Source organism: Bradyrhizobium sp. CSA207, from assembly GCF_029051685.1.
In the GTDB taxonomy this organism is placed as follows: Bacteria; Pseudomonadota; Alphaproteobacteria; order Rhizobiales; family Xanthobacteraceae; genus Bradyrhizobium.
This window is the reverse complement of record NZ_JAACFT010000020.1, coordinates 146,640-168,420: the sequence shown is the minus strand read 5'-3', so window position 1 is coordinate 168,420 and position 21,781 is coordinate 146,640. Positions and strand designations below refer to the sequence as shown.

The following is a 21,781-nucleotide window of genomic DNA, read 5'->3' as shown; positions in this document are numbered from 1 at the left end:
CGCGCCCGGCGATCGCCCAGGACGGAGCATCGTCGCCGCGATAGGACGTCGCCAGATATTCGGCGATGAGACGGCCGGTGTAACCCGTCGCGCCATAGACGATGAGGTCGAAGTCCCGCTTCACGACGCTGGTCCTCCTCGAGACCCGGGAGAGCGCTACCCCTTACTCGGACCGGTCTCCCGCCGGCTGGATCGCACCAGCTTGCCTGGCGCACTCATTCGATCAACCTCCTCGGCGCGGGCCGAGTAGCGCCTAAGAGGTGGGGATGCCAGGCCACTTTGCGCTGTCCCGGAGCCTGGCGAGGACACGAGGACGCGCAGCAAATGCCATTCGAGGGGGCAGCCGCTTCATTGAACCGTCCCATCGCGTTTGACGGAGGATACCACAGTTCCTGTCTTTGGGGCGCGCAACATCCGGTTGGAGTCAAGAACGCCAATTTGACCGCGGGCACGCCACTTCTGGTTTACCTCGATAAGCGGACAGTTTCCGGGCCGGTTGGCATGTCTCAAAGGGCCAGATCCGGACCAATGCTGCGAATTCAAGAAGGTGTGGCGGGCCGGCGAGGTATCCACGCTTGCCTCACACGGCATAACGCCGGTAGAGCACGACGATGATAGCGAGCACCATCCCGGCATAAATGACCTGCGCTACGTGATCCAAAACAACAGCGACGCGCTTTCGGCCGGTGTCCCGAAGTTTTTCATGTCGGTAGCCCGCCAATATCGCCATCAGGCATAGTACGAAGAAGATGTAGAACATCTCTTCGACCACCACCGTGTATCCGACATCGCCGATCTGACTGTTCACCGCTACGAGCAGCACCGCGCTCGCCAGGATCGAGGTCACTGGGATCGTCACGCGTTCACGAAACATGGTTTCGGGAAAGAACAGCGTCGCGAATACGACGAGCACGAGCAGAAACAGCGGCAGCAGGTTCTTCAGCATGTAGATGGCGGAGCTGCGGCGCAGCGTGATGGCCGCATCGAAGCCTGCGAATTCCGTCCTTGCCTCGGCACCAAACAAAGACGCCTTTCCGAGCGTCGATCCGCTGGACAGGGATTCGACGAAATAGTTCAGCCCGAGAAATCGCCAGAGCGGAAGTCCGGAATAGGCTCCGTCCTCGGCCCGCGAGCTTCCGTCGTCGGCGAGGCGCAAGCCGAACCGATCGATAACATAGGTGATGAGTTCCCGCCGCTGTTCCGTGTTCTGGAAACGTAGATGCAATTGCTGCGTGTCGAATGGATAATCATGGAGATCGAAACGGGCCTTGAAATCGCCGTTGATGCGATAGAGCCGGTAGCTCAGGCCGTCTTCCTGTCCAGCCTGAATCGGCCGAGCTGGATCGAACGCCCCGCGATCCAGCAAGGCCGGGAATTCGACGTGCGTCTGCGCCTCATCGTCGCCAGCGAACCGCATCCAGAGATAGAATTCGACGTTGAACGAATTTTGCTTCACGTCGACCCGGCTGACGCGAATGATATCGATGCCGGTATAAACGACACGCTGAATCCAGTAGCGCCGATCCTCGAACGCGATGACATGGCCCTTCTCCTGTTCCGCGGCGAGATCGATTCCATCAGGCTGATCGATGCGCACGAGTTGCTGCGGCGCCGTGACGAACCGACCGTAATGGAAGAAACCCATTCGGATCGGGCGCGGAATGTCGCGGTTCGCGTTGAAATAGAGCCGCCCCGTCAGCCCGACGACCGCCGATTTCGGACTGTCGGTCGCGGCCAGTGCAACGCGCACCCGGTTGCGATCCGCAACCTTGCTGTCCGATCGTTTCTGAATCCCCTGGCCCATAAACCGGCGATGTACGGCAGCTCGTTTCAGCGCATCGATCATCAGGCGCGCGGCGTCATACGCGCCGCCGGCAACCCAGCTTGGCGAGGTTCCCGCTTTCGCTTTGTAGTTGGCGGCAAAGGCCTGCGCCGCCGCGCCGGCGCTGTCGAACATCAGCGATGAAGCGGCATACAGATTCTCACTGAAGAAACCCGGATGCGCTTTTTCCTCGGGCTCGTTGGCGAAATTCTGCAAATAGCTTTCGCGGGCCGCGCCTTGGGATGCAATGATCGTTCCCTTGATGCCGTGGCGGCGCAGCGCCTTGACGATGTCTGGGCTAAAATCGGGTGCCGCGCCGACGACGATAACGCCGGGTCCGGGCTCCTGCGCGGCAGCGTCTAGCGTCCCATCCATCGATCCGATCTGACCGGCTGCGACGTCCAGTCCGAACACACGCAACTGGTCCGCCGGATAGGCCGCCGCAAATCCACGCTCAAAACTCTTGCCGTAGGAATCGCGCGTGTGAACGAGACGGACTTTTGGCTCCTTCATCACGGCGCGCAGATGTTCCGCGATCGAGCGCGCCTGTGCGGAGACCGGCGCCAGCGCACGAAAATAGTAATCATTGGTGGATGTCAGATCGTCGGCAGCCGCGCTTCCCGTGAGTGCCGGAATCCGCGCATCCTTATATACCGGCGCTGCCGCGAGCGACGCGGAGCTGAGATAATGTCCGAGCACAGCGACGCATGGGCTGTCGGCGATCGCCTGCGCATTCGCGCGCGCCACGGCTGGATTGCTTGCGTCGTCGAACAGAACGAGTTCAATCGGCCGTCCGTTGACGCCACCCTTGGCGTTCACCTCGTCGATTGCAAGCTGCATCGCGACCAGGCTTTCCATCCCGGCCGAGGCGGACGGGCCAGAGAGCGAATTGGCGAATGCAATGCGAATAGGCTCCGGGCGGGTCCAGAGGATGGCGGCCCAGGCGACAGCGAGCACCAGGACGACGCCCGCAACAACGGCAGGCCACATTATAAGCCGCTGCTTCATCGTCGATCCTCGCATCGATCGGCATAAGCCGAGATTCTCCAGATCGAGGCCTCAGTCGGGCCGAGATTGCCGCCGCTGAGAGCGTTTTTCAAGCCCGCCCCATCGCCACCGGCAAGATCTACGACCACTCAAAGCGGATGAAGGAAAAGTGCGTGGTGCCGAAAGTCCGGGCCGTCGGCAGTAGCCTCGGTCATTCACATACCCCGCCTGACACCGCCCGCATTCGCCGGATGGCTCGGAACTGCTTTCGTTCTCGTGTGAAGCGCAGCCGATGAGGCGTTTTGAGAGCGCGGTCCCGATCATTCGATTTGAACTGACCAGGACGGCTTGCCCCAGGAGCCGCGCCCCACGGCTGGTTTGGGTGCGTCACTGTCGTTCGATGTGTCGCGGGACGAAAGTGTCGCAAGCGACGCCACGGCTGTTATTTGAAGTGTTCTGCATCCGATAGATGCTGCCTCGCCAATGTCGCGTTCGCGTCATTTTCGACCGACTTAGCCGGTTGTCTCACCGGTTGATGTCCGTTTTGCCCCGGAAGCAGATCTGAAGGAGGAGGGGCGAATGCGACCCGACAGCAGCCGCACGGCCCTCGTAATGCCGATAGTCAAATCGCACATGTGCAGCAAATGCTGCCGCATGCGGCGGTCTCAGATACGAAACCCGTTGACTGGAATCGGCTTTATTCCTCCTTCCATTTGATCGAGCAGCCAATAGACGCCTTTTGGTCAGCCGGCGCCAGACCGGTGGCCGCAATCGCGCGCATGGGCTCGACAAGCTCTCGGGGCGCCCCCGCTCGAGGCGGAGTTGTATGCCCTTCGTCGAGCCGGCCGCGATACTTGAGCTTGCGGTCGGCATTGTAACCGAAGAAGTCCGGCGTACAGACCGCCCCATACGCCCGAGCGACTGTCTGGGTCTCGTCGTGGAGATATGGAAACGGGAAATCATGAGCCTTCGCGAAACACTTCATATTCTCAAATGAGTCTTCGGGATAGCTCGCCGCATCGTTCGAGCAAATCGTCGCAAAGCCTATGCTCTCCGACATCAGCACGCGGGCGTCCGAAACCATGCGGTCGATCACCGCCTTAACATAGGGACAATGGTTGCAGATGAAGACGACGACCGTGCCTTTTTCACCCGCAACGTCGTCCAGTGCGTAAGTCTTTCCGTCGGTGGCCGGAAGCTGGAACACCGCCGCCGGCGTATCGAGCGCGACTTCGGTAGCTGCTGTCGCCATATCGCACCTCCTTGTGCCCAAATATATGCTGACGACGGCCTGCTGGGGCACAGTTTCCAAAGCCTGCTCGCCAGTCGCGTCGTTTTGGCCTTACGTCAGTCATTTCCGGTCGACCCTTAACAGCCGCCATTTGGACGAGCGCGGGATTTCGTCGGTGTGGGCCACGAACGGACGTTAGCACCTCCAAGGATCCGGCGCGTGGCTGCGACCATGATAAACTGCTGTCTAAAGTTTGTTCGTCCGGCGGCTCTGAATGATTGTCTCGACCCTCATCGCCGGCCGCGCTCCTGCGATTTTTTTTCGCCGATCAGACAGGGCACTCGGGGCTCTTTCTCGGCAGCTCGGACGATCCCGCTCTCTGGCGTGAGGCCGGCAACTTCGCGAACAAGCTTGGTCCGGATCGCTTCCTGGAATTTTTCGCGATCTTTGATCGTCATGATGAAGGCGCCCGGCCCTCCGATCACGCAGTCCTCGTAATAGAGATCGAGATTCTCGATATCGGTCGTCGAGAGGGATGGCTCCTTCACCATGATCGGGAGGCCGTTGATGATGATGCCTTTCTCCAGGGCAGCGTCGCGCGCGCCGATTACAGGGGCTCCGTCGTTGTTCGGCCCATCGCCGGAAATGTCGATGACGCGCCGCAGCCCGCGATACGGACTCTCTTCGAACAGCTGCAGTGCGAAATTGATCGCGCCGGAAATCGAGGTACTCGAACCTCGGCGAACCGGCGTTTTCATGATCTCGGCGGCCACGGTATCCGCCGATTCCGGGCCGTCGATCACGCGCCAGGGAATGATGATCTTGTCGTCGCCCGACATCGACCACTCGAAATAGATCACGGCCACCTTGCTGCCCGGAATGGCACTCAGCGCCTGCAGGAAGTCTTTCGACACGATGGCCTGTGCATAGCCCTCGCGCTGAATGGCAAGTTCGTCCATATCCATCGAATAGGAGACGTCGACGGCGATAACGAGTTCGACATTGACCGGCTGTACACTGTGGTTGGTGTTGGCGAATCGAGATTTCGAGCTCGGCACGGCAATGCCAGTAACGTCACCTCCAACTATCGTCCCCGCGACAAGCGCCGCCCCGACCGAGACACACCAGCGCATGGCGGCCCTCCCGTCTTTCACGAGCATGGTGACATCCAAAACGCGCCCCGAAAAGAGGCAACATGCAATTGTCGTTCACGTTCCCAGCAATCGAGGCTTGCTCTGGACGATGAGTAGAAGTCCGGAGCTGCCTCGTGCTGCCGGGTCGCGCCAACCCCAAAGGCTTTGCCTGTCCGGACACGGATGCCAGATTCCAGTTAGCAAGATGACTGAGCAGAATCTCAACGCCCTCGTTGCTTGGTTTCGCACCATTCCGCCGATCGAATAGAGGTGAACTCTTTCGAGAGGGCTGCTCTTGGCCAAGGCGGCCATCCGGCCTGAGACGGGAGTCGGAGAAGGGCCAGAAGAGAAGTGCGATCTAACCACTCGTCGCAGCGCGATAGAAGGCTTCTACCTTCCGCAGGTCTTTTGAGTGAGTGCCCTCTTGATCGGTTCTTGTTTTCGAATCAACACCGGCAGGTCGCACCGACCGAATGGCTTCTTTGACATTGTCTGGTCCAAGGCCGCCAGCAAGGATTACTGGGGTGCGAACACTCTCCACTATCTTTAGACTGATGCTCCAGTCATGCGTCACGCCCTGTGCGCCGATTTGCAGATCGCCTGTGCGATGACTGTCAAGCAGGATCCAGTCGACAACTCCATCATATGCTTGCGCCACGGTTACCGCCTCAGGTCCCATGACAGGTACGCTGCGCATGAATTTGCACCTTGGCAGAGACTTTCGCAGTGCCACGACAAGATCAGGCGTGAGCAATTCGCTTGATGCGCCAAGATGGACGATGGGCGGATCAAGCTCCCGTGCCATCCGCTCGACGAGAGCGACATCCGCGGAGAGGAACAGCGCGGAAAGTACGGACGGCGCCCGGATCATCTTCATAACGGCTGACGCTTTGTGAACCGGAAGCTCCCGAGGGAAGGCACCATCGCCGACGAGCACGCCGATATGATCCACGCCGATTGCCGATATCGCCTCAGCTTCCGCTGGTGTTGCAACTTCGTAAATTTGGGTCAGCATCGTCTTACACCGCGCTGCCTGCCACTCAGTTGAATAGACAGGATGGCCTGGTCTTGGGTCAATGGCCGTTTTGGAGGCAACATCAGCGACCTGACGAGGATAGCAGCTTTTGGCTAAGCAGACGTTGGTCGCACACAAGCCAGATAAGGACCACAGAGGGTTCCACTCAGCTAAAAAGATTTCGTTCTTGAATTGAGTGAGATCAGAAGCGGAATAGTTTGGGACAGTGCGGCTGCCGGATTCCGTCGCGTGTGGTCATAGAAGTTTGAGCGTTGAATTCGTCGCGTCGTGCGCGGCTGTGGGACCTCCGACACATCGGCGTAGCACGCAAATTAAATGCCGTCGCACAGCAAGCGGTCTTTCTCCAATATTCAGATTATTATCTTTCGGACGTGCCCCGTATTATTCCGGAGAACGCTTCCGGCTCTCTACTAACACTCTGAGGAAGCGAGGGGGTTGGCTATCGTATTTGTATTACGGGAGTTTCCCTCCGTCCGGGCGCGATCCAACGATGGCTCGCTTGGCGATAAATATTCAAATTGGTTAATTTAAGGACAATTATATTTTAAATGTTGACTGGGATGGACATTTAATAAAGAGTTTATCGGTGGCGGCCGGAATTAAAACCGCAGCCGCTGAAGGTTGCCGAGGTGTCTACAAATCCATCTTGAAAGAAAGGCTTTCCCTATGTTGCGCTATTACATCAAGACCACCGATGCCTTGAAGCGCCTGCGCGCAGACCAGGACGGTGTGGTGTCGTTCGAGTACATCATCGTCGCGGTTTGTATCGTTGGCGCGGTGGGTGCTGTGTTCGGCGGTGGAGCTGGTGGTCAGATCGGCGCTGCGCTGACGACCGGGATCACCGCTATCACCACCGCTTTCGCTACTGCGATCGCTGCTTGATACGGCCATCTAACCCCAGAGGGGGGCAATCCAAGGCGCCCCCCTCTTGTTAGTGTGCCCCACTTTTTCCTGCTTCTTGCGCGTTCCACCTTTGAGGCGTGCATTTTATGAATTGGATTGCTCCCGCAGCCTCGATTCTGGAAATCCTGCTGTTGCTATACGTCGCAACGGTCGATGTGGCGACGCGGTTGATCCGAAACGAATTCTGTCTGGCGCTGGCGCTCCTCGGGATCGCTGCTCAATTGACCAGCCCGATGGAACTTGCCCAATCACTGATATCAGCTGCGATCCTGTTTCTGCTGCTGTTGGTCATTTACACGCGGGGATGGATGGGCGGCGGCGATGTCAAGCTGCTGGTTGCCCTGGCGGTTGGTCTCCCGCCGACCGGCGTAATGCAACTGCTGACCATCACCGCCCTGGCCGGCGGCGTTCTTGCCCTGGTGCATCTGATGATGCGTCACCTGCCATATCCGAGGTTGGCGCCCGCCGGCTCGTCGCTCGCACGCCGGGTCTACGCGATCGAGCGTTGGCGCCATTTGCGACACGCCCCGCTGCCTTACGGAGTTGCCATCGCCTGCGGCGGCATTTGGGCCGTTTTAAGCAAAGGATTTTGATATGTCGTCCGCTTTGCGCCTCTCAATCATCCTGGTGCTGTTGCTCGCAACCACTGCGTTCGGGCTGATTGCCTATAACATGAACCTGCCGAAGGCGCAGCCTCCGGCCCCAGTACAAGTCACAGAGACGACTCCAGCGCCGGCGGCGCCGCCGACTGCCGGATACTTTGTTGCGGCACGTCCCTTGCCGAGGGGGACATTGGCCCGCGAAGAAGATTTCACCGTGCGGTCGGTGCCGCCGGAGCGCGTTCCTCAGGGGGCTATCCTTGAAACGCCCGAGTCCAAGGCCGGACTTCCCGGTTCTCTCATCCGCAAGTTCGTCGACGCTGGCAGCGCCGTCACATTGCAAGACATCCTTCGTCCCCGAGATCGGGGCTTTCTCGCGAGCGTCCTGGCGCCGGATAGCCGTGCCATCAGCATCAAGGTTGACGAGGAGTCGGGCGTCTCGGGCCTCATCAGGCCGGGTGATCATGTGGACGTCGTGTTGACCCAGGTCTTCGAGAAGGCCGATTCCGCGCGTCGCGCTCTTAGCGAAACCGTTCTGCGCAATGTTCGAGTCATCGCGATTGACCAGGAGATCGTGCAGGGCGGCGGGCGACCCATTAGCGGGATGGCAGGCAAGCAAGCGCAAACGGTGTCACTGGAGCTTACGCAGGAGCAGGTCAAAAAGGTCACCGTCGCAAAGCAGATCGGAACGCTCTCCCTCGCCGTACGGGCAGCAGTCGATCAGTGGGACAAGACGGATACTGGCGCGATGTCCAGCTGTGATGTGTCGCCGGAGCTTGCTCGCCAGAATGCAATTGCCGCTCAGAGAACGGCAGTGGTCGTTCATTCGGGCGGTCAGGTGAAGCAATACACAGTCAGGAGACAAAACGAAGACGCTCTCGTCAGCTGCGATGGGTCGTCGGAAGTTGTCCGCCAGACTGCAACGGCCTTGGGTTACGCTAACAAGTTGTCGGAGAAACGTTGATGAACATTGCCATAGCCACTCCGCCTGAAGAAGCGACATCGATCGTCACGCGTAACCGCATCGTCTGTTTCGTAAATGATGAGCTCAGTGCTGCGGCTCTGCGCAAGGGCCTCGAAGGTAGCAACCTATCGATCAAGCGCGGCACGATCCGTCATGCCATACGGATGCTCGAAACCGACACCGAATTATTCGCGTTGGTGGCGGACATCAGCGGAATCGATGATCCCTTCACCGAACTGGAAAGGCTGGCCGGCGTCTGCCCGCCCGATGTCAGGGTCGCTCTGATCGGTGAGAGCAGGGAGATCACCTTCTACCGCGCGCTCTTGGAGCTCGGCTTGACCGAGTACCTGCCGAGACCGCTCACGCGGGACATGGTGCTGGACCAGCTGCGCCCGAAACTGATTGGCAACGTGACGCACAGTTCGGTTGATCGTGGCGGACATGTGATCTCGATCTGTGGTGCGCAGGGTGGCGCCGGCGCAACGAGTATCGCCATCAATCTCGCGCTGCAGCTGGCCGAGACCACCAAGGCCAAGGTTGCGCTGCTCGACCTTCACCTGCAAGGCGGCGAAACAGCTGTCATGTTGGGTGTTCAGCCCGGGCCAGGCCTGCGCATTGCGCTGGAAAACCCGATGCGTGCGGACACATTATTCCTTGAGCGCGCGGCAATTGAGGTCAACGAGCGAGTTTGCCTGATTTCTGCCGATGAAGAACTGGATGCCCAGCTCGACATCACCGAAGCGGGCGTGAGGCACGTGCTGGGCCTACTCCGCCAACGGTTCAACTACATCGTTGTCGATGTACCGGTCCCGTTTCCACCATCCATCCATCCGGTGATCACTCATTCTCGTCACGTGCTGGTGCTGCTGGAAGCCGAGGTGACCGGACTTCGCAATGCCCATGCACTGCGCACTGCTGTCACTAACATCGCCGGCAAGGATCGGGTCTTTACTTTGCTCAACCGTGCCGATCGTGCCGGTGGCCTTCCCAGGGCTGCGATCGTCAAGGCTTTGGGCGCAGAACCAGACATGGTGGTACCCGATCTCGGCAAGGGGATGACGCAGGCGGTCAACCTCGGAATTCCAGCACTCAAGCACGTATCAGGACTGCGACGTCACCTCGCGCCGATCGTACGGGAGATCACGGGGCTCGGCGTCGAGCGGAAGGGACGGCTCAGGAGGCTGCTCGGATTATGAAGACCTTCGGTAGGCGCGACGACGATACGCCAGCTCATTTGCCGGCATTGACGCCATTGCCTGCGTCGACGCCGAGCTTGCCTGCATCTGCGCCCAGGCACGAACCTTCGCCTCAGCGGCCCCTGCTGCCAGCCTCGCTGCGCGAGCGGGTCATCGAGCAGATTGAGCCGTCGGTTGCAGCGACTGTTTCGCGCGATGTCCTTAGGCGGCAGATCGAGGAAATCATCCATGGGATCGCCAACGAGGAACGACTTGAACTGTCAGGTCGCGAGCAGCTTCAGCTTGCGGACGAGATTGCGGACGACATGACCGGCTACGGGCCGCTGCGTCCGCTTCTGCTGGATCAATCGATCAACGATATCATGGTGAACGGTCCGAGTAATGTCTACGTGGAGCGAAACGGCAGGCTGGAACGAATTGCGGTGCGATTCCGCGACAATGATCACATCGCCTCCGTCGCTCAGAAGATTGCCGCGCAGGTTGGTCGGCGCGTCGACGAGTCCAGCCCGATGGTGGATTGTCGCCTGCTGGATGGCAGCCGCGTCAACATCATCCTCCCGCCGCTGGCGATTCATAGTCCGTGCATCTCCATCCGAAAATTTCCAAGCCTTCGTTTGGATATGGCCGGATTGATCGAAAACGGCTCAATGACCGCGGCCATCGGACAATTGCTGGAGGTCGCCGCCCGGTCTCGGCTCAACGTTCTGGTCTCCGGCGGTACCGGATCCGGCAAGACGACGCTCTTGAATGCGATGAGTCAGTTCATCGATCACAGCGAACGCATTGTCACGATCGAGGATGCGGCAGAATTGCAGCTTCAGCAGCCGCACGTGGTCAGCCTGGAGACCCGGCCTCCCAGTCTCGAAGGCACGGGGCAGGTGACACAACGCGATCTGTTGTGGAATGCCCTGCGCATGCGTCCCGACCGGATCGTCGTAGGCGAGGTGCGCGGCGCTGAAGCATTTGACATGCTGCAAGCGATGAACACCGGCCATGATGGTTCGATCTCCACGGTGCATGCCAACAGCACCCGTGATGCCCTGACCCGCATCGAAAACATGGTGCAGATGGGGCAGGTCAATCTGCCATCGCGGGCGATCCGATCCCAGATCGTCGCTGCGCTGGATCTCATTGTGCAGGTCGAGCGCATGCGGGACGGACAGCGCCGTATCGTTCAGATCAGCGAGGTAATCGGCCTGGAAGGGGAGGTGATCACCACCAATGACATCGCGGCCTTCGAGTACCAGGAGGAGGATGTGCATGGGCGGATATCGGGCACTTACAGGTGCAACCTCGCGACTCCGAAATTCAAAAGCCGTCTTGTCTATTTCGGGCTAGATGGAGCTTGGGCCGAGGCCATGAGGCAAGTATGATGCCGGAGTCCGTGATCGTCACTGTTCTGGCGCTCGCGATGTGCGCAGCAGCCGTTTCGTTGTGGCTCGACGCTCGGGAAAGACGCATCGATCGCCAGCTGGCGGTTGCTTTGCCAGCCTCGCATCCAGCCAACCTGCTGTCCATTCGCCGCACGGAGACCGGATCCCGGACTCTGTTCCTCCATCGCCTGGCCAATTACAATCCCGAGATACCTTACACTTGGCATCTGGCCTATGTGCTGCTCGCCGGTGCCTTCGCAGCGGCAGCAATCCTCTATGCGAATAGCCTGCTAGGATATTCCATTCTCTACGGGTGCATTGCTGCTGCAATCGCAGCCATCATCGTGGTGCGGGGGCTGTTTGGATGGCAGCAACGTCGCGTCGCCCTTCAACTTTTTCGACAGCTGCCTGATGCGATCCAGCTGATCACAAGTACGGTTCGATCGGGTTTGCCCGTGCACGAAGCATTTCGCGCGCTCGCGCGCGACATGCCGCAACCAACAGCTGGGCAGTTTGCCATCGTATGCAGCGAAGTGAATCTGGGGAGACCGCCAGCGGAAGCTGTCGAAGGCGTCTATCGGCGAACGCAAGTGGCAGAGTATGCGATGTTTGCGGTGACACTTGCAGTCCAGTTGAAGTCAGGTGGCAGCTTGGCCGAAACTTTACAGAACCTGGGAGACACTGTGAGGCAGCGTGTTGCGCTAGCTGGTCGCGCCAAGGCGCTGGCAGGAGAGGTGATCTTTTCCTCACGAGCACTAACAATCTCACCCTTGGTTGGAGGTGGCGTACTATACGCGGCCAATCCGCAAACTGTTGATCTATTGTTCACTGATCCGGTTGGAAACAAGCTGCTGGCTTACGCAGTAGCCTCAGTGCTTGTCGGAGCCTTGGTGATCAGTTGGATGGTCAGAAGGGAAACACAACTATGACTTTTGGTCTCAGTCTGGTGGCCCTCGCAGTAGCAGCTGGGACTGCGACCTGCTTGTTGATCATCCGCGAAATGCACGTCCGTGCATTGGACACACGGGTGTCAAACGCCGTGATGGGCATCCCTTACCGGTCAGCACCCTTCCAAGACGTGACCAGTTGGTTTTCATGGCTCGGCATGCGGTATCGCCGCTTCTACGCGGAGGAAAATCTGGATCAACTACGAACGATCCTTCAATCATCAGGTTTCAATCATCGTCGAGCATTGCCGACCTGGATCGGTGTCAAAGCCGTCAGCATGTTCCTATGCCCCATCATCGCCGGGTGTGTCGCTCAGCTTTTCGGGAAGGCAATGACGGACGTGCTGGTCTTCACCCTCATAGGCGTGATGTTCGGAATTTTGGGGCCGCGATTGATACTGGCGGTTATGAAGCGGCGGTTTGATGCTGCGATTCGACTAGGCACGCCGGATATGATCGATTTGCTGGTTGTGTGCAGCGAAGCGGGAATGGGCCTGGAGAGCGGGCTGGCACGTGTAGCGCAAGAAATGCACAAGACCAATCCCCCTATAGCCCGGGTCTTGAGCGGTCTTCTTGATGATCTCCGGATACTGCCAAGCCGCAGCGACGCATTCGAGAAATTAGGATCTACGTCAGATGGGCTTCGCCGATTCGGCACCATGGTCGCTCAAAGCCTGCAATACGGAACGCCGGTGGGCCAGGCTCTGCGGAGTATCGCTGTCGACCTCCGGCGAGAACGTATTACCAAGCTTGAAGAAAGAGCACACAAGCTAGGCGCCAAGCTGACCATTCCGATGGTGTTGTTCCTGCTTCCAGCCATGTTCGTCATTTTGGGAGGAAGTCCCATTCTGCACCTCGTGCGTTCGTTTGCCAGCTTCGGTAAGTAGCCATGAACACGATTGCCCTGTCGAAAACCTCCTCTTACGATCGGATGATGCAACTGTTCGGCGGCATGTGGTTCATGTTGCTGGCACTTGGCGTCGCCATCAATATTGGATCATCGGCCGATAAATCCTGGCCGTCGCTCTTGTCGAGTGTTTGCCTTGCGACCTTCTACGTGCTCCTGGCGCTGTTGATCGTGACGCGATCGCCGGCAACGGCGCAGGCGGATGGTGTCCTCCCAAGAATAGCGGCGTTCGTCGGCACCTATATGCCATGGACGATCGCCTTCTTCGGCAAGACCGACCAAGCATTACCAAACCTGGCGTCCACCGCTTGCGTGTTGATCGGCATGATCATGATGCTGGTCACCATCCGGCATCTTGGCAGGTCATTCAGTTTGGTGCCACAGGCGCGTAACGTGGTGCAAACGGGTCCGTACCGGTGGATCAAGCACCCACTTTACCTCGCGGAAGAAATCGCGGTGTTGGGCGTCGTGCTGAGAAATCCGACGTCTCTAACAGCGGTTTTGCTCGTTCTGCATATCGGCGTCCAGGTATGCCGAATTTACTACGAAGAGGACCTGCTTCGGCGCAACTGCCCTGAATATTGCGGTTACGAGGCGTCACGCTGGAGATTGATTCCTCATGTTTGGTGAATTGATCCGGTCGACGACCGGAATGGTGAGTATCGTTCGAGGTCGCTCATGAGCGGCAAGAAGTCTTTCATCGTGGATCAACGCGGCGCCGTCGCGTTTGAGACATTGATCGTCTACTTTTGGTTGGTGGCGTTCCTGCTTATGCCGCTCGCCGACGTAGCCGCCGCAGGCTTCCAATTTATCTCCGGGTGGTCGGCGTTGCGCGGCTTCGGCCAATATGTGCAGTACTATAATCCGCTCGGCCCCGACGGCACGGTGACCTGGAGGCCAGGGCTACAGACAACAGTCGCTGGTCATATGATCGGCAACCTCCAGGTTAAATGCGGAGACGCGGGCGCTACCTGCTCCCCGAGCAATATTGCTTTTCCCAAGTACATTACATTTTCGACAACCATCACTTTGGCCCCGATTGTTTTGAGATCGGTGCTGTGTCCCACCACTTGTACGTACACGCTGCCTTACTCAGAACGCTTCCAGTAGGGTGCTTCCATGCGCAATCTGATCCGTTCCAGACGAGGCGCGGCCGCACTCGCAACGGTCATTGCCCTCGTGCCGCTCATAGGAGTGGTCGCACTCGGGGCCGAGGCCGGATCGTGGTACGTCACCAAGAAGAACGCGCAGAACGCCGCCGATGCGGCGGCCTATTCGGGTGCATTGCGGCTTGCATGCACGATCGCTGGTGCGACCTGCGACACCCAGTCAGTGGATTATCGCGGCAAGGAATTCGCGGCACAGAACGGGTTTTGCAACTCGAGCCCGAAGGACACCACGCCCTATCCGGACGGCCAGTGTGCGCCCAGCCTTCCGACCAGAACCTCGCGGGCCGTGCAGATCGATATCGGCGATTACAATACGGGCACGTTCACAACGCCACCTACAGGCAGCGGTAACGCCGTTCGTGCAAGGGTCAGCCAGCAACAACCGGCCTACTTGTCGGCGGTGCTGGGTTTTATGACCGTCAATATCCCCGCCCAAGCCATTGCGCTGGTCCAACTGCCGAGCAAGGTGTGCGCCTTGGCGCTTGGGCCTGATCCGACCGGCGGAGGGGCGCTCAAAATTGCTGGTAACGTCAGCAACAACGGAACAGGTTGCCCGGTGATGTCGGATGCCAGCGTGCAATTTGCCAGCACTCCTTCTTTCACCGGCTCAGGATGGGCCGTTTTAGGTACAACTGGCTGTAGTCCAACCAGCACCTGTGCCGATCCCGGCGTAACGCACAATTACTTCATGCCTCCGGCCCTGGATCCGCTTCAGGGTCTGAACAATGCGTCCTTCAACACGAGGACAGGAAGTACCACCAGCGCGTCTACAAAGCTGGCACAATGCCCTGCCAAGACACCGCCATACCCGAACGGCAGCAAGTGCTACAGCCTTCAGCCCAACGACAGCAGCGGCGCATATACCGGTAATTTTAACTGGGGTAGCCAAGATTATGTGAATTTTGCTGCGCCAGGAACATATTTTTTCTGGAATGCATCGGTGAACATGACCGGCGCAACCGTCTCGGGCGTGGGTGTCAATCTCGTGTTGCTCGGCAATTCCAGCCTCACGATCAATGGCGGGAATATCAATCTTTCTGCCCTTGCTAGTAACTCGAGTTTTCCTGCGCTGAATGGGGTTCTGATTGACGATCAAACGACTGCGAACGTCAACATCGGCGGCAATGGCATGATTAAGCTTGCGGGCGCGATGTATTTTCCCAAGGCAGATGTGTCGTTCGGCGGGAACACGCAACCTGACAATACGACCTGCTCGGAGGTAATTGCCAAAAGACTCACCATGACCGGGGGCGGCTACCTGAGCACGGATGGATGTGCTCCGACCACGATCGCTTACACCCAAGTTGTCGCTTTGGTGCAATGATGAGAAAGCTCGACAATCGCGGTGTCGCGCCGTTTGAACTCATCCTCGTCTTCGTGCCGCTTTTCACATTGATGTTCGTCATCTTCGATCTCGGACGCTATGCGATCACCATGCAGTCCTTGCGGAATCTCGCGAGTGTCGGTGCCCGGGCGGTCATGATCAATTGCTACACGCCTGTATTGCTTCAGAACCCGCCTCAGTCGCCGTCAGGTTGCACCGGGGATCCCCTGTCCGCGACGGCTAAGCAGAACGCGGCGCCGTTCCTGTATTTTGGCCATCTCACGCCGACGCTGACCGTGGGGTCCAGTGGCAACAATTTGACCGTTACAGCTTCCCAGGCAAGCTTCACCATGCTGATGCCGATATGGGGCACATCGCTCAATGCGCCGAGCGCGTCCACCCAAATTCCCTTCTAGTGGTAGTGCGCGACCACCCCCGGAATGCATCTGGATTTCGGTAAGCGGGAGAGAGTAAATCCCAGCTGTCCGAACAGATCTTCCGAAAATCCGTAGAGACGTTGCCGGGCGTCGGAGTAACAGCAGGAACTCGGCCGCGGCCCTGATAGTCCCGAGCAAGCAGGTAAAGAGTGGTGCTCTCTGGCAACATTGCGAAGCTTTCTCTGCCGTTACCGCAGTGCGGTAAGCGTCTCTTCTTGCAAGCAGTCCACATGAGGGATGATGATCTTGGAAACACGAAGTAACGAATTGTAGTGGGACAGGTTGTAAGCTCTGCGAACGTGGTGCGCGGAGGGAAATGTTGAGGACGTCGAGCACGTAGATTTGCGGGCATCTCCGTGGATCGCAGTGGGGGAACTCGGATGGGTGGCGGTCGCGTTTGGGGTAACAAGGTAGGGAAGGTTTTCGCGTTCGGCGCGATGGGTCTGGGCGCGGCGCTCGCCTCGTCTGGATTCATTGATCGCGCGGCGGCTGCAGACCGGCGGAGCTCCTCCGGCGGCGTCATCGTCAGCGAGATGAGCGACGTCCAGCGGGTCAAGATCGTCGTCAACAAGTCGCGCACCTTCAAGGTCGACACGGCTTTTGCGACCATCGTGGCGGGTTCGTCCGACATCGTCGATGTGAAGTCGCTGAGCGATCACCTCATCTACGTGCAGGGCAAGCAGACCGGCACCACCAACGTCATCCTGTTCGACAGTGCGATGAAGCAGATCGGGATCCTCGACATCGAGGTCGTGATCGATACCGGCAATCTGCAGCAGAACATCCGGACTAGCACCGGCGGGCAAGGAATCCGCGTGTCGGCTTCCGAGGGGCAGGTGGTGCTCAGCGGAACCGCGGCCGACGCGGTGACTGCCGAGCGGGCCATGGCGATCGCCACCAGCACGGTTGCGAAAGGAGGAGTCGTCGTCAACGCCATGAGCGTCGCGGCGCCGCAGCAGGTGATGCTTGAGGTCCGCTTTCTCGAGGTGAGTCGGGAGGCTGGCCGCAACCTGGGTGTCAACCTTTATGCTGCCAACGCTAATGGCACGAACGTAGGCAATACCGGTCTTGGTTCAACTACGGCCATCGGGCGGGCACCCATCGGCGGCATCAATAGTCTCACTAGGGCACCCACCACCGGCAGCACAAGCACCCTTAGTTCCAGCAGCACTCCTGTTGGCGTCAATCCTGCTGGCAGTCTTCCGATACTCGGAACTTTAGGGACGCTCGCGGGGGCTGCCGGCGGCGTTGCTCCGGTGCCGTTCGGAAGCTTGTTGACCAGTATTGTCAGGACCAGCGGCGGCGGCTCCGTAGACCTGCTGATCTCTGCATTGGAAACGAAAGGGTTGGCCCGCCGGCTGGCCGAGCCCAACCTGACCACGCTGTCCGGCGATGCCGCTCGCTTCCTGGCCGGCGGTGAATTCCCTGTCCCGATACCAACCACGTCCGCAAACGGTTTTCCCACCATTACCATTGACTACAAAAAGTTCGGTGTTGAGCTGGCCTTCGTCCCAACCGTTCTCTCGCGGGGCATGATCAACCTTCGGGTTGAGCCGTCGGTCAGCGAGCTTGATTTCTCCAATGCGGTGACGATTGCGGGGACGACCGTGCCAGCATTGACCCGCCGCGACGCGCGGACCACGGTCGAGTTGCGCGACGGCCAGAGCTTTGCCATTGCTGGCCTGCTCCAGACGCGCAACCGGCAAGACGTCTCACAATTGCCGTGGATCGGCTCGGTGCCGGTGATTGGAACCTTGTTCAGCAGCAAGTCCTATCAGCAGGAGGAGACGGATCTCGTCATCATCATCACGCCGCGCCTCGTCGCGCCAGCGGCACCCGGCCAGCGACTAGCGTCGCCGCTCGACTCCCGCCTTCCGGCCAATGACGTCGATTTCTTCCTCAATGGCCAGATGGAAGTCCGCAAGCGCTACGATGATTACGTTAATTCCGGTGGCGAGGTGAAGGGTCCGTACGGCCATATCATCGCTCCTGAGCTCACCGCACCCGTTCCGGCACCGGCCGCCGCTGCAAACCAGCCGGTCGTGAAAACCCTCAACTAGCGGAGCGAGAGATGACCATAAGGTATCTGGTTCTGTTCGCGCCCTTCCTCCTTGGGGGGTGTTACGGTCTCGCCGGTCATGACGAGGTGGACCGCTACTTCCAGCGTTCCGACACCATCACGATGAGTGCCGGCGACGCCAAGCAGGTCAACGCCGTCACCCACACCATCCACCCATGGCCGCGATACGTCGGCGATCGCCGGATCGCATACGATGCTCGACGCGTGGGTGCGGCCGTTTCGCGTTACGGCAACACGCAACAGCCGGTCGATCAGCTTCCCGATAATGGTGATCCGACGAAACAAATGGGTCAGCGGCCTCCCGTCACCCAGAACGTCAACGTAACTGGATTGGGAGCGGGAGCATCGTCAGGAATATCGGTGCCGGTCGGCGGAGCAACTGCCAGGTAGAGGAGCGAAGGGGCCTTAGCTTTGGGTAATTTAGCGACGATATTTCCATGAGGCCGCTGAGCCGGGGGACAGTGCTTATGCGGCGCATCATCTGCATGCTGACTTGTTGCTGGTTGGGGATAGGCCTTGCGGCGTGTGACCAGACGCTGAGGGAGGCCGCAATCGTGGCCCCTGTCGATCCGCCGGGCGGGGACCCCGTGCAGGAACCGACCGACGTCAAATATTACCCTTCAGACGAACCCGTTCGGCTGGGGCTGGAGCATTTCAACCGCGGCAGTTACGGGATTTCCCAGCGCTATTTCAAGGACGCCGTCGAGAAATCGCCGAAGGATTTGACGGCCTGGATTGGACTCGCAGCGAGCTATGATCGTCTGCGTCGTTTTGATCTGGCTGATCAGGCCTATGCCCAAGCGATCCGGCTGGGAGGCGAAACCGTTCAAATCCTGAATGATCAGGGATATTCGTACATGCTGCGCGGCAATCTCAGTGCGGCGCGACGGAAGTTTGAGAAGGCCTATTCGCTCGATCCAGGTAACCCGGTGATCGCCAATAACCTCGAGCTTCTCAACGGCAGTCGCAGGTTCATCGAAAGGCCGCCGAATAATCAGCCATAAGTCGAATAGCTAGCCGCAATAAGCTTTGCGGGGCACGCTTTGGCGCTCGCCTTTGAACTTGCGGATCGGCTATCGAACGCCTTGCGCCATTCCATAAGGTTTACAGTCGTTGCAAGCGGCGTAGGCCGCCGCTCGTCAATTGGACCCGATCACAGTATCAACGTAGTGGCTGCCATTTCGCGTAATGACAATGACGCCGTTGCGAATGGTAAATCTCGCGCCAAGCAGTTTCCGCACCTTCTCCGTGATCGGAGAAGGGAAGGGGATGGTTTCCCCCGAGACGGGATCGCCGACCTTAATCGACTCAGTCACGGACCTCCCAACCGGGGCAGGCTTGATATAGTCGCGGATCAGCTGAATCTCTTCGCGCGACAGGATGAGCGAAGCCTGGTCAGGCCGGGTCTCTGGCGGCGGCTTAGGCGGTTCGCTGCTTGGCTTCTCACGTGCCTCGTTGGCGGTTGCGATCTGATCAAGCCTGGCTACGCGGAGCTTGAGCGCGATGATCTCGCGTTGCAGCGTCGCGATCTCCACTTTGAGCGACTTGACCTGCGTGAAGACAATGGTCGCGCAAACGCAGATCACGAGAACAACAACGCTCAGCAATCCAAGCAACCAGCGCTCGATGTTTCCCATCGACCCTGTGGCCCCGTCGGGTCGTTGACCGCGCTGCAAATGCCCGTGCCAAATTTGGCGTCCTCGCTTCATCCAATCTGTACAGGCGGTCACACTGGCGGACACACCTCGTACAGAACCGAAATGTGCGGATGACGCAGCAGAGGCCTCTTGGGCCGGATGAACTATAGGTGATTTGTTGCTTTGCTCGGCGCCTGGCTCCGGCTTTTGGTTCTCCGCGAGGTGACGCTCCACCGGCCGATGAGCGGCGGTGTGGAACGGATCACGCCCCATCGGCTGATCAGGCTGGCCGATATTTTTTCTCGAAAGAGTCATCTATCAACTTTAGCGGGTGCGCCGACGCGGCTTCGAATAGAGCACCAAACGGTCGTTTGCAACGCTGCGTTTGCGTGCCGACGTCGCCGGGTCTGTAAATCATTCACCATTTCCGTGGGCGCAAAGCGTGCCGAAAGGCGAAGCCTATGTCAATTGAGGACAACGGCGGCAACATTGGATCAGGACATCGGGACCGCAGATATCGTTTCGTAGCACAAGCTCTATGCGCGGGGCCGCGCACGACCGTTTGCCTTACAGACGAACGACTTCGCCGCCTTCTGGAGGACTTCGAGCGCCTGATCTGCGTGCAATCGTTCTACGAAGATGCACCGATACGATCGCTTGGCACGTCGAGCATTGATGGCGTCATGAATCCAAGCTACCAGATTCTGCTTGTCGGGATGGCCGTCCTCGCCGTCGTCGGCCTGCGGGTCCTGATCAACCATATCCGGCTTGGGCGCCTGATCACGGCCGTCGTCAGCGACCGCGAGATGGCGTAGTCAATTGGCATCGATATCAACCGGACCCTCATCTTGGCGTTCTCGCTCGGCGTCTTTCTCGCCGCATTGGGAGGAGCTCCGGCGGCTTGCCCTAGTTTGCGTCGTTTGGCTGGAGGTTGCTCAAATTGGCCCATGATGGATTGGATCGAGAGTTCAAGTTCTTCAATTGGTTAGAAGGTTGCGTGTGCACGATGTGTGCACCGAGAGGTCAAGGAGAATCTATATTGAGCCAATGAGGATCGGTCGGCGCATTGCGCTCTCATGTGGGCTCTCACCAGCCGCCGCATGCGCAATTCCGGTTCGATGAAGATCTCCTCCTTGTCCGTAATCAGCGTTCGACCTTATGAATCACTCCGCCGAGCCTCATTCCTTTCGCCTCAGCGAGAGATCGAGGGGCGTCGAGATGTTCCGCCCACCTGGTCGCCCAGAGCAGGACAGCGCGAGGTGCTTGCGATCGACCGGAGCCGCTGGAGCTCATGATCTGGGCTCCGTCGTGCGTTGGCCTCTATCAATAGCGCTCCGAAACCTGAACAGCGCATCCTGCAGGAACATCATCCGGCAGGATGCGGTGTTCAGAGCTGGCAACGACAGCTATCAGCGGCAGACATAGCTGCCGTTGACCAGAACGCGGACGCATGCCGTGCCGGCCGCGGCCGCGCCGACGGCCGCGCCGCCTACGACCGCACGTCTGGTGGTGCGGCGTGCAACGCCCGCGACTGACACGGGTGTCAAGGGCCGCCCGACCCGTGCTTCTGCCCGGCTTAGCGAGAGCGAAAGGCCTTCGTCGGTCGACCAGCCAATTGAACCAGACACTCCGAGGGCGACCACGGCAACCGCGAGTGATAATTTTGTGAGCATGCCACGCTTCATGATAGTCTCCGTCCTGTGAGAGTGAATTTGGATCGCTCCATGGACCGGTGATGGGACCATTGATTAAGGTCAAAGAACCGAAGAAAATCGCGCAGCTGGTAAGCGTCGGCGAAGCGCGAAGACGCTTTCAGCCGAATTCGGGCACACGCGTCAGTCCGCTCGGCTCTTTTACTTCTGCACGCAGAGGGGCCTCAGCGTCTCGTCGGTGCTGCGTGCCTTCGCGTATTCCATCAGGGCCGTCCGGGCTGTTTCGCAACGCTCCGCGCTCGAGAATTCTTGCGTCGATATCACGGGCTATTAGCAACGCCGAGCCAGCTGACGACAATTAGAACATAGGTCATGCTTCTCTTC

General features: G+C 58.9%; 21 protein-coding genes and 1 pseudogene. 15 read left to right on the top strand and 7 right to left on the bottom strand.

What is annotated here, in order from left to right; genetic code table 11:
* The 5 genes and pseudogenes from GWG65_RS23335 to GWG65_RS23315 form a co-directional block, all read right to left on the bottom strand.
* Positions 1–124, bottom strand: a pseudogene (locus tag GWG65_RS23335) (saccharopine dehydrogenase); the annotation flags it as partial.
* Between the two features lie 456 nt (positions 125–580).
* On the bottom strand, positions 581–2,680 hold the full coding sequence (locus GWG65_RS23330; RefSeq protein ID WP_275197919.1) for an ABC transporter substrate-binding protein: 2,100 nt from the start codon (positions 2,678–2,680) through the stop codon (positions 581–583).
* 826 nt (positions 2,681–3,506) lie between these two features.
* Positions 3,507–4,061: a thioredoxin family protein gene (locus GWG65_RS23325; RefSeq protein WP_275197910.1), complete on the bottom strand. Its 555-nt coding sequence runs from the start codon at positions 4,059–4,061 to the stop codon at positions 3,507–3,509.
* Between the two features lie 269 nt (positions 4,062–4,330).
* Complete coding sequence (locus GWG65_RS23320) at positions 4,331–5,173, bottom strand: DUF1194 domain-containing protein (RefSeq protein ID WP_275197909.1); 843 nt, start codon at positions 5,171–5,173, stop codon at positions 4,331–4,333.
* 358 nt (positions 5,174–5,531) lie between these two features.
* Positions 5,532–6,188, bottom strand: a complete 657-nt coding sequence (locus tag GWG65_RS23315; protein ID WP_275197908.1) for a phosphoribosylanthranilate isomerase — start codon at positions 6,186–6,188, stop codon at positions 5,532–5,534.
* Positions 6,189–6,875: 687 nt separating this feature from the next.
* Between GWG65_RS23315 and GWG65_RS23310 the strand changes: the two genes are divergently transcribed.
* The 14 genes from GWG65_RS23310 to GWG65_RS23245 all read left to right on the top strand — a co-directional run bounded on the left by GWG65_RS23310 (position 6,876) and on the right by GWG65_RS23245 (position 19,112).
* Positions 6,876–7,091 (top strand): hypothetical protein, encoded by a 216-nt coding sequence (locus GWG65_RS23310; RefSeq protein WP_148740336.1) that lies wholly within the window; start codon positions 6,876–6,878, stop codon positions 7,089–7,091.
* Positions 7,092–7,198: 107 nt separating this feature from the next.
* Positions 7,199–7,705: a prepilin peptidase gene (locus tag GWG65_RS23305; protein ID WP_275197907.1), complete on the top strand. Its 507-nt coding sequence runs from the start codon at positions 7,199–7,201 to the stop codon at positions 7,703–7,705.
* 1 nt (position 7,706) lies between these two features.
* A complete protein-coding gene (cpaB, locus tag GWG65_RS23300; protein WP_275197906.1) occupies positions 7,707–8,675 on the top strand; it encodes a Flp pilus assembly protein CpaB in 969 nt (322 codons plus the stop codon).
* On the top strand, positions 8,675–9,871 hold the full coding sequence (locus tag GWG65_RS23295; protein WP_275197905.1) for an AAA family ATPase: 1,197 nt from the start codon (positions 8,675–8,677) through the stop codon (positions 9,869–9,871). Before cpaB ends, GWG65_RS23295 begins: the two co-directional genes overlap by 1 nt.
* The gene (locus tag GWG65_RS23290) at positions 9,868–11,244 is read left to right on the top strand and encodes a CpaF family protein (protein WP_275197904.1); all 1,377 of its coding nucleotides are present in this window, start codon (positions 9,868–9,870) and stop codon (positions 11,242–11,244) included. Before GWG65_RS23295 ends, GWG65_RS23290 begins: the two co-directional genes overlap by 4 nt.
* Positions 11,241–12,173, top strand: a complete 933-nt coding sequence (locus GWG65_RS23285) for a type II secretion system F family protein (RefSeq protein ID WP_275197903.1) — start codon at positions 11,241–11,243, stop codon at positions 12,171–12,173. The genes GWG65_RS23290 and GWG65_RS23285 overlap by 4 nt, the downstream gene beginning before the upstream one ends.
* Positions 12,170–13,078 carry a type II secretion system F family protein gene (locus GWG65_RS23280; protein ID WP_342760661.1) on the top strand — a complete coding sequence of 303 codons (909 nt, stop codon included), beginning with the start codon at positions 12,170–12,172 and terminating at the stop codon, positions 13,076–13,078. Before GWG65_RS23285 ends, GWG65_RS23280 begins: the two co-directional genes overlap by 4 nt.
* Positions 13,079–13,080: 2 nt before the next feature.
* The gene (locus GWG65_RS23275) at positions 13,081–13,728 is read left to right on the top strand and encodes an isoprenylcysteine carboxylmethyltransferase family protein (RefSeq protein WP_275197901.1); all 648 of its coding nucleotides are present in this window, start codon (positions 13,081–13,083) and stop codon (positions 13,726–13,728) included.
* A gap of 48 nt (positions 13,729–13,776) precedes the next feature.
* Entirely contained in the window at positions 13,777–14,208 is a 432-nt protein-coding gene (locus GWG65_RS23270) for a hypothetical protein (protein WP_275197900.1), read from the top strand.
* Positions 14,209–14,217: 9 nt separating this feature from the next.
* On the top strand, positions 14,218–15,591 hold the full coding sequence (locus GWG65_RS23265) for a pilus assembly protein TadG-related protein (RefSeq protein ID WP_275197899.1): 1,374 nt from the start codon (positions 14,218–14,220) through the stop codon (positions 15,589–15,591).
* A complete protein-coding gene (locus tag GWG65_RS23260; RefSeq protein ID WP_275197898.1) occupies positions 15,591–16,007 on the top strand; it encodes a TadE family protein in 417 nt (138 codons plus the stop codon). The genes GWG65_RS23265 and GWG65_RS23260 overlap by 1 nt, the downstream gene beginning before the upstream one ends.
* Positions 16,008–16,408: 401 nt before the next feature.
* The gene (locus tag GWG65_RS23255; RefSeq protein WP_275197897.1) at positions 16,409–18,088 is read left to right on the top strand and encodes a type II and III secretion system protein family protein; all 1,680 of its coding nucleotides are present in this window, start codon (positions 16,409–16,411) and stop codon (positions 18,086–18,088) included.
* An 11-nt stretch (positions 18,089–18,099) separates the two neighbouring features.
* Positions 18,100–18,498: a hypothetical protein gene (locus GWG65_RS23250; protein ID WP_275197896.1), complete on the top strand. Its 399-nt coding sequence runs from the start codon at positions 18,100–18,102 to the stop codon at positions 18,496–18,498.
* Positions 18,499–18,575: 77 nt separating this feature from the next.
* A complete protein-coding gene (locus tag GWG65_RS23245) occupies positions 18,576–19,112 on the top strand; it encodes a tetratricopeptide repeat protein (RefSeq protein WP_275197895.1) in 537 nt (178 codons plus the stop codon).
* A gap of 135 nt (positions 19,113–19,247) precedes the next feature.
* On the opposite strand, the gene GWG65_RS23240 is transcribed toward GWG65_RS23245, so the two are convergent.
* Positions 19,248–20,060 (bottom strand): hypothetical protein, encoded by an 813-nt coding sequence (locus GWG65_RS23240; protein ID WP_275197894.1) that lies wholly within the window; start codon positions 20,058–20,060, stop codon positions 19,248–19,250.
* Positions 20,061–20,206: 146 nt separating this feature from the next.
* On the opposite strand from GWG65_RS23240, the gene GWG65_RS23235 reads away from it, so the two are divergent.
* Positions 20,207–20,560, top strand: coding sequence for a hypothetical protein (locus GWG65_RS23235; RefSeq protein ID WP_275197893.1), 354 nt, complete (start codon positions 20,207–20,209; stop codon positions 20,558–20,560).
* A 594-nt stretch (positions 20,561–21,154) separates the two neighbouring features.
* Here the strand turns inward: GWG65_RS23235 and GWG65_RS23230 are convergent.
* The gene (locus GWG65_RS23230) at positions 21,155–21,430 is read right to left on the bottom strand and encodes a hypothetical protein (RefSeq protein ID WP_275197892.1); all 276 of its coding nucleotides are present in this window, start codon (positions 21,428–21,430) and stop codon (positions 21,155–21,157) included.
* Between the last annotated feature and the right edge of the window lie 351 nt (positions 21,431–21,781).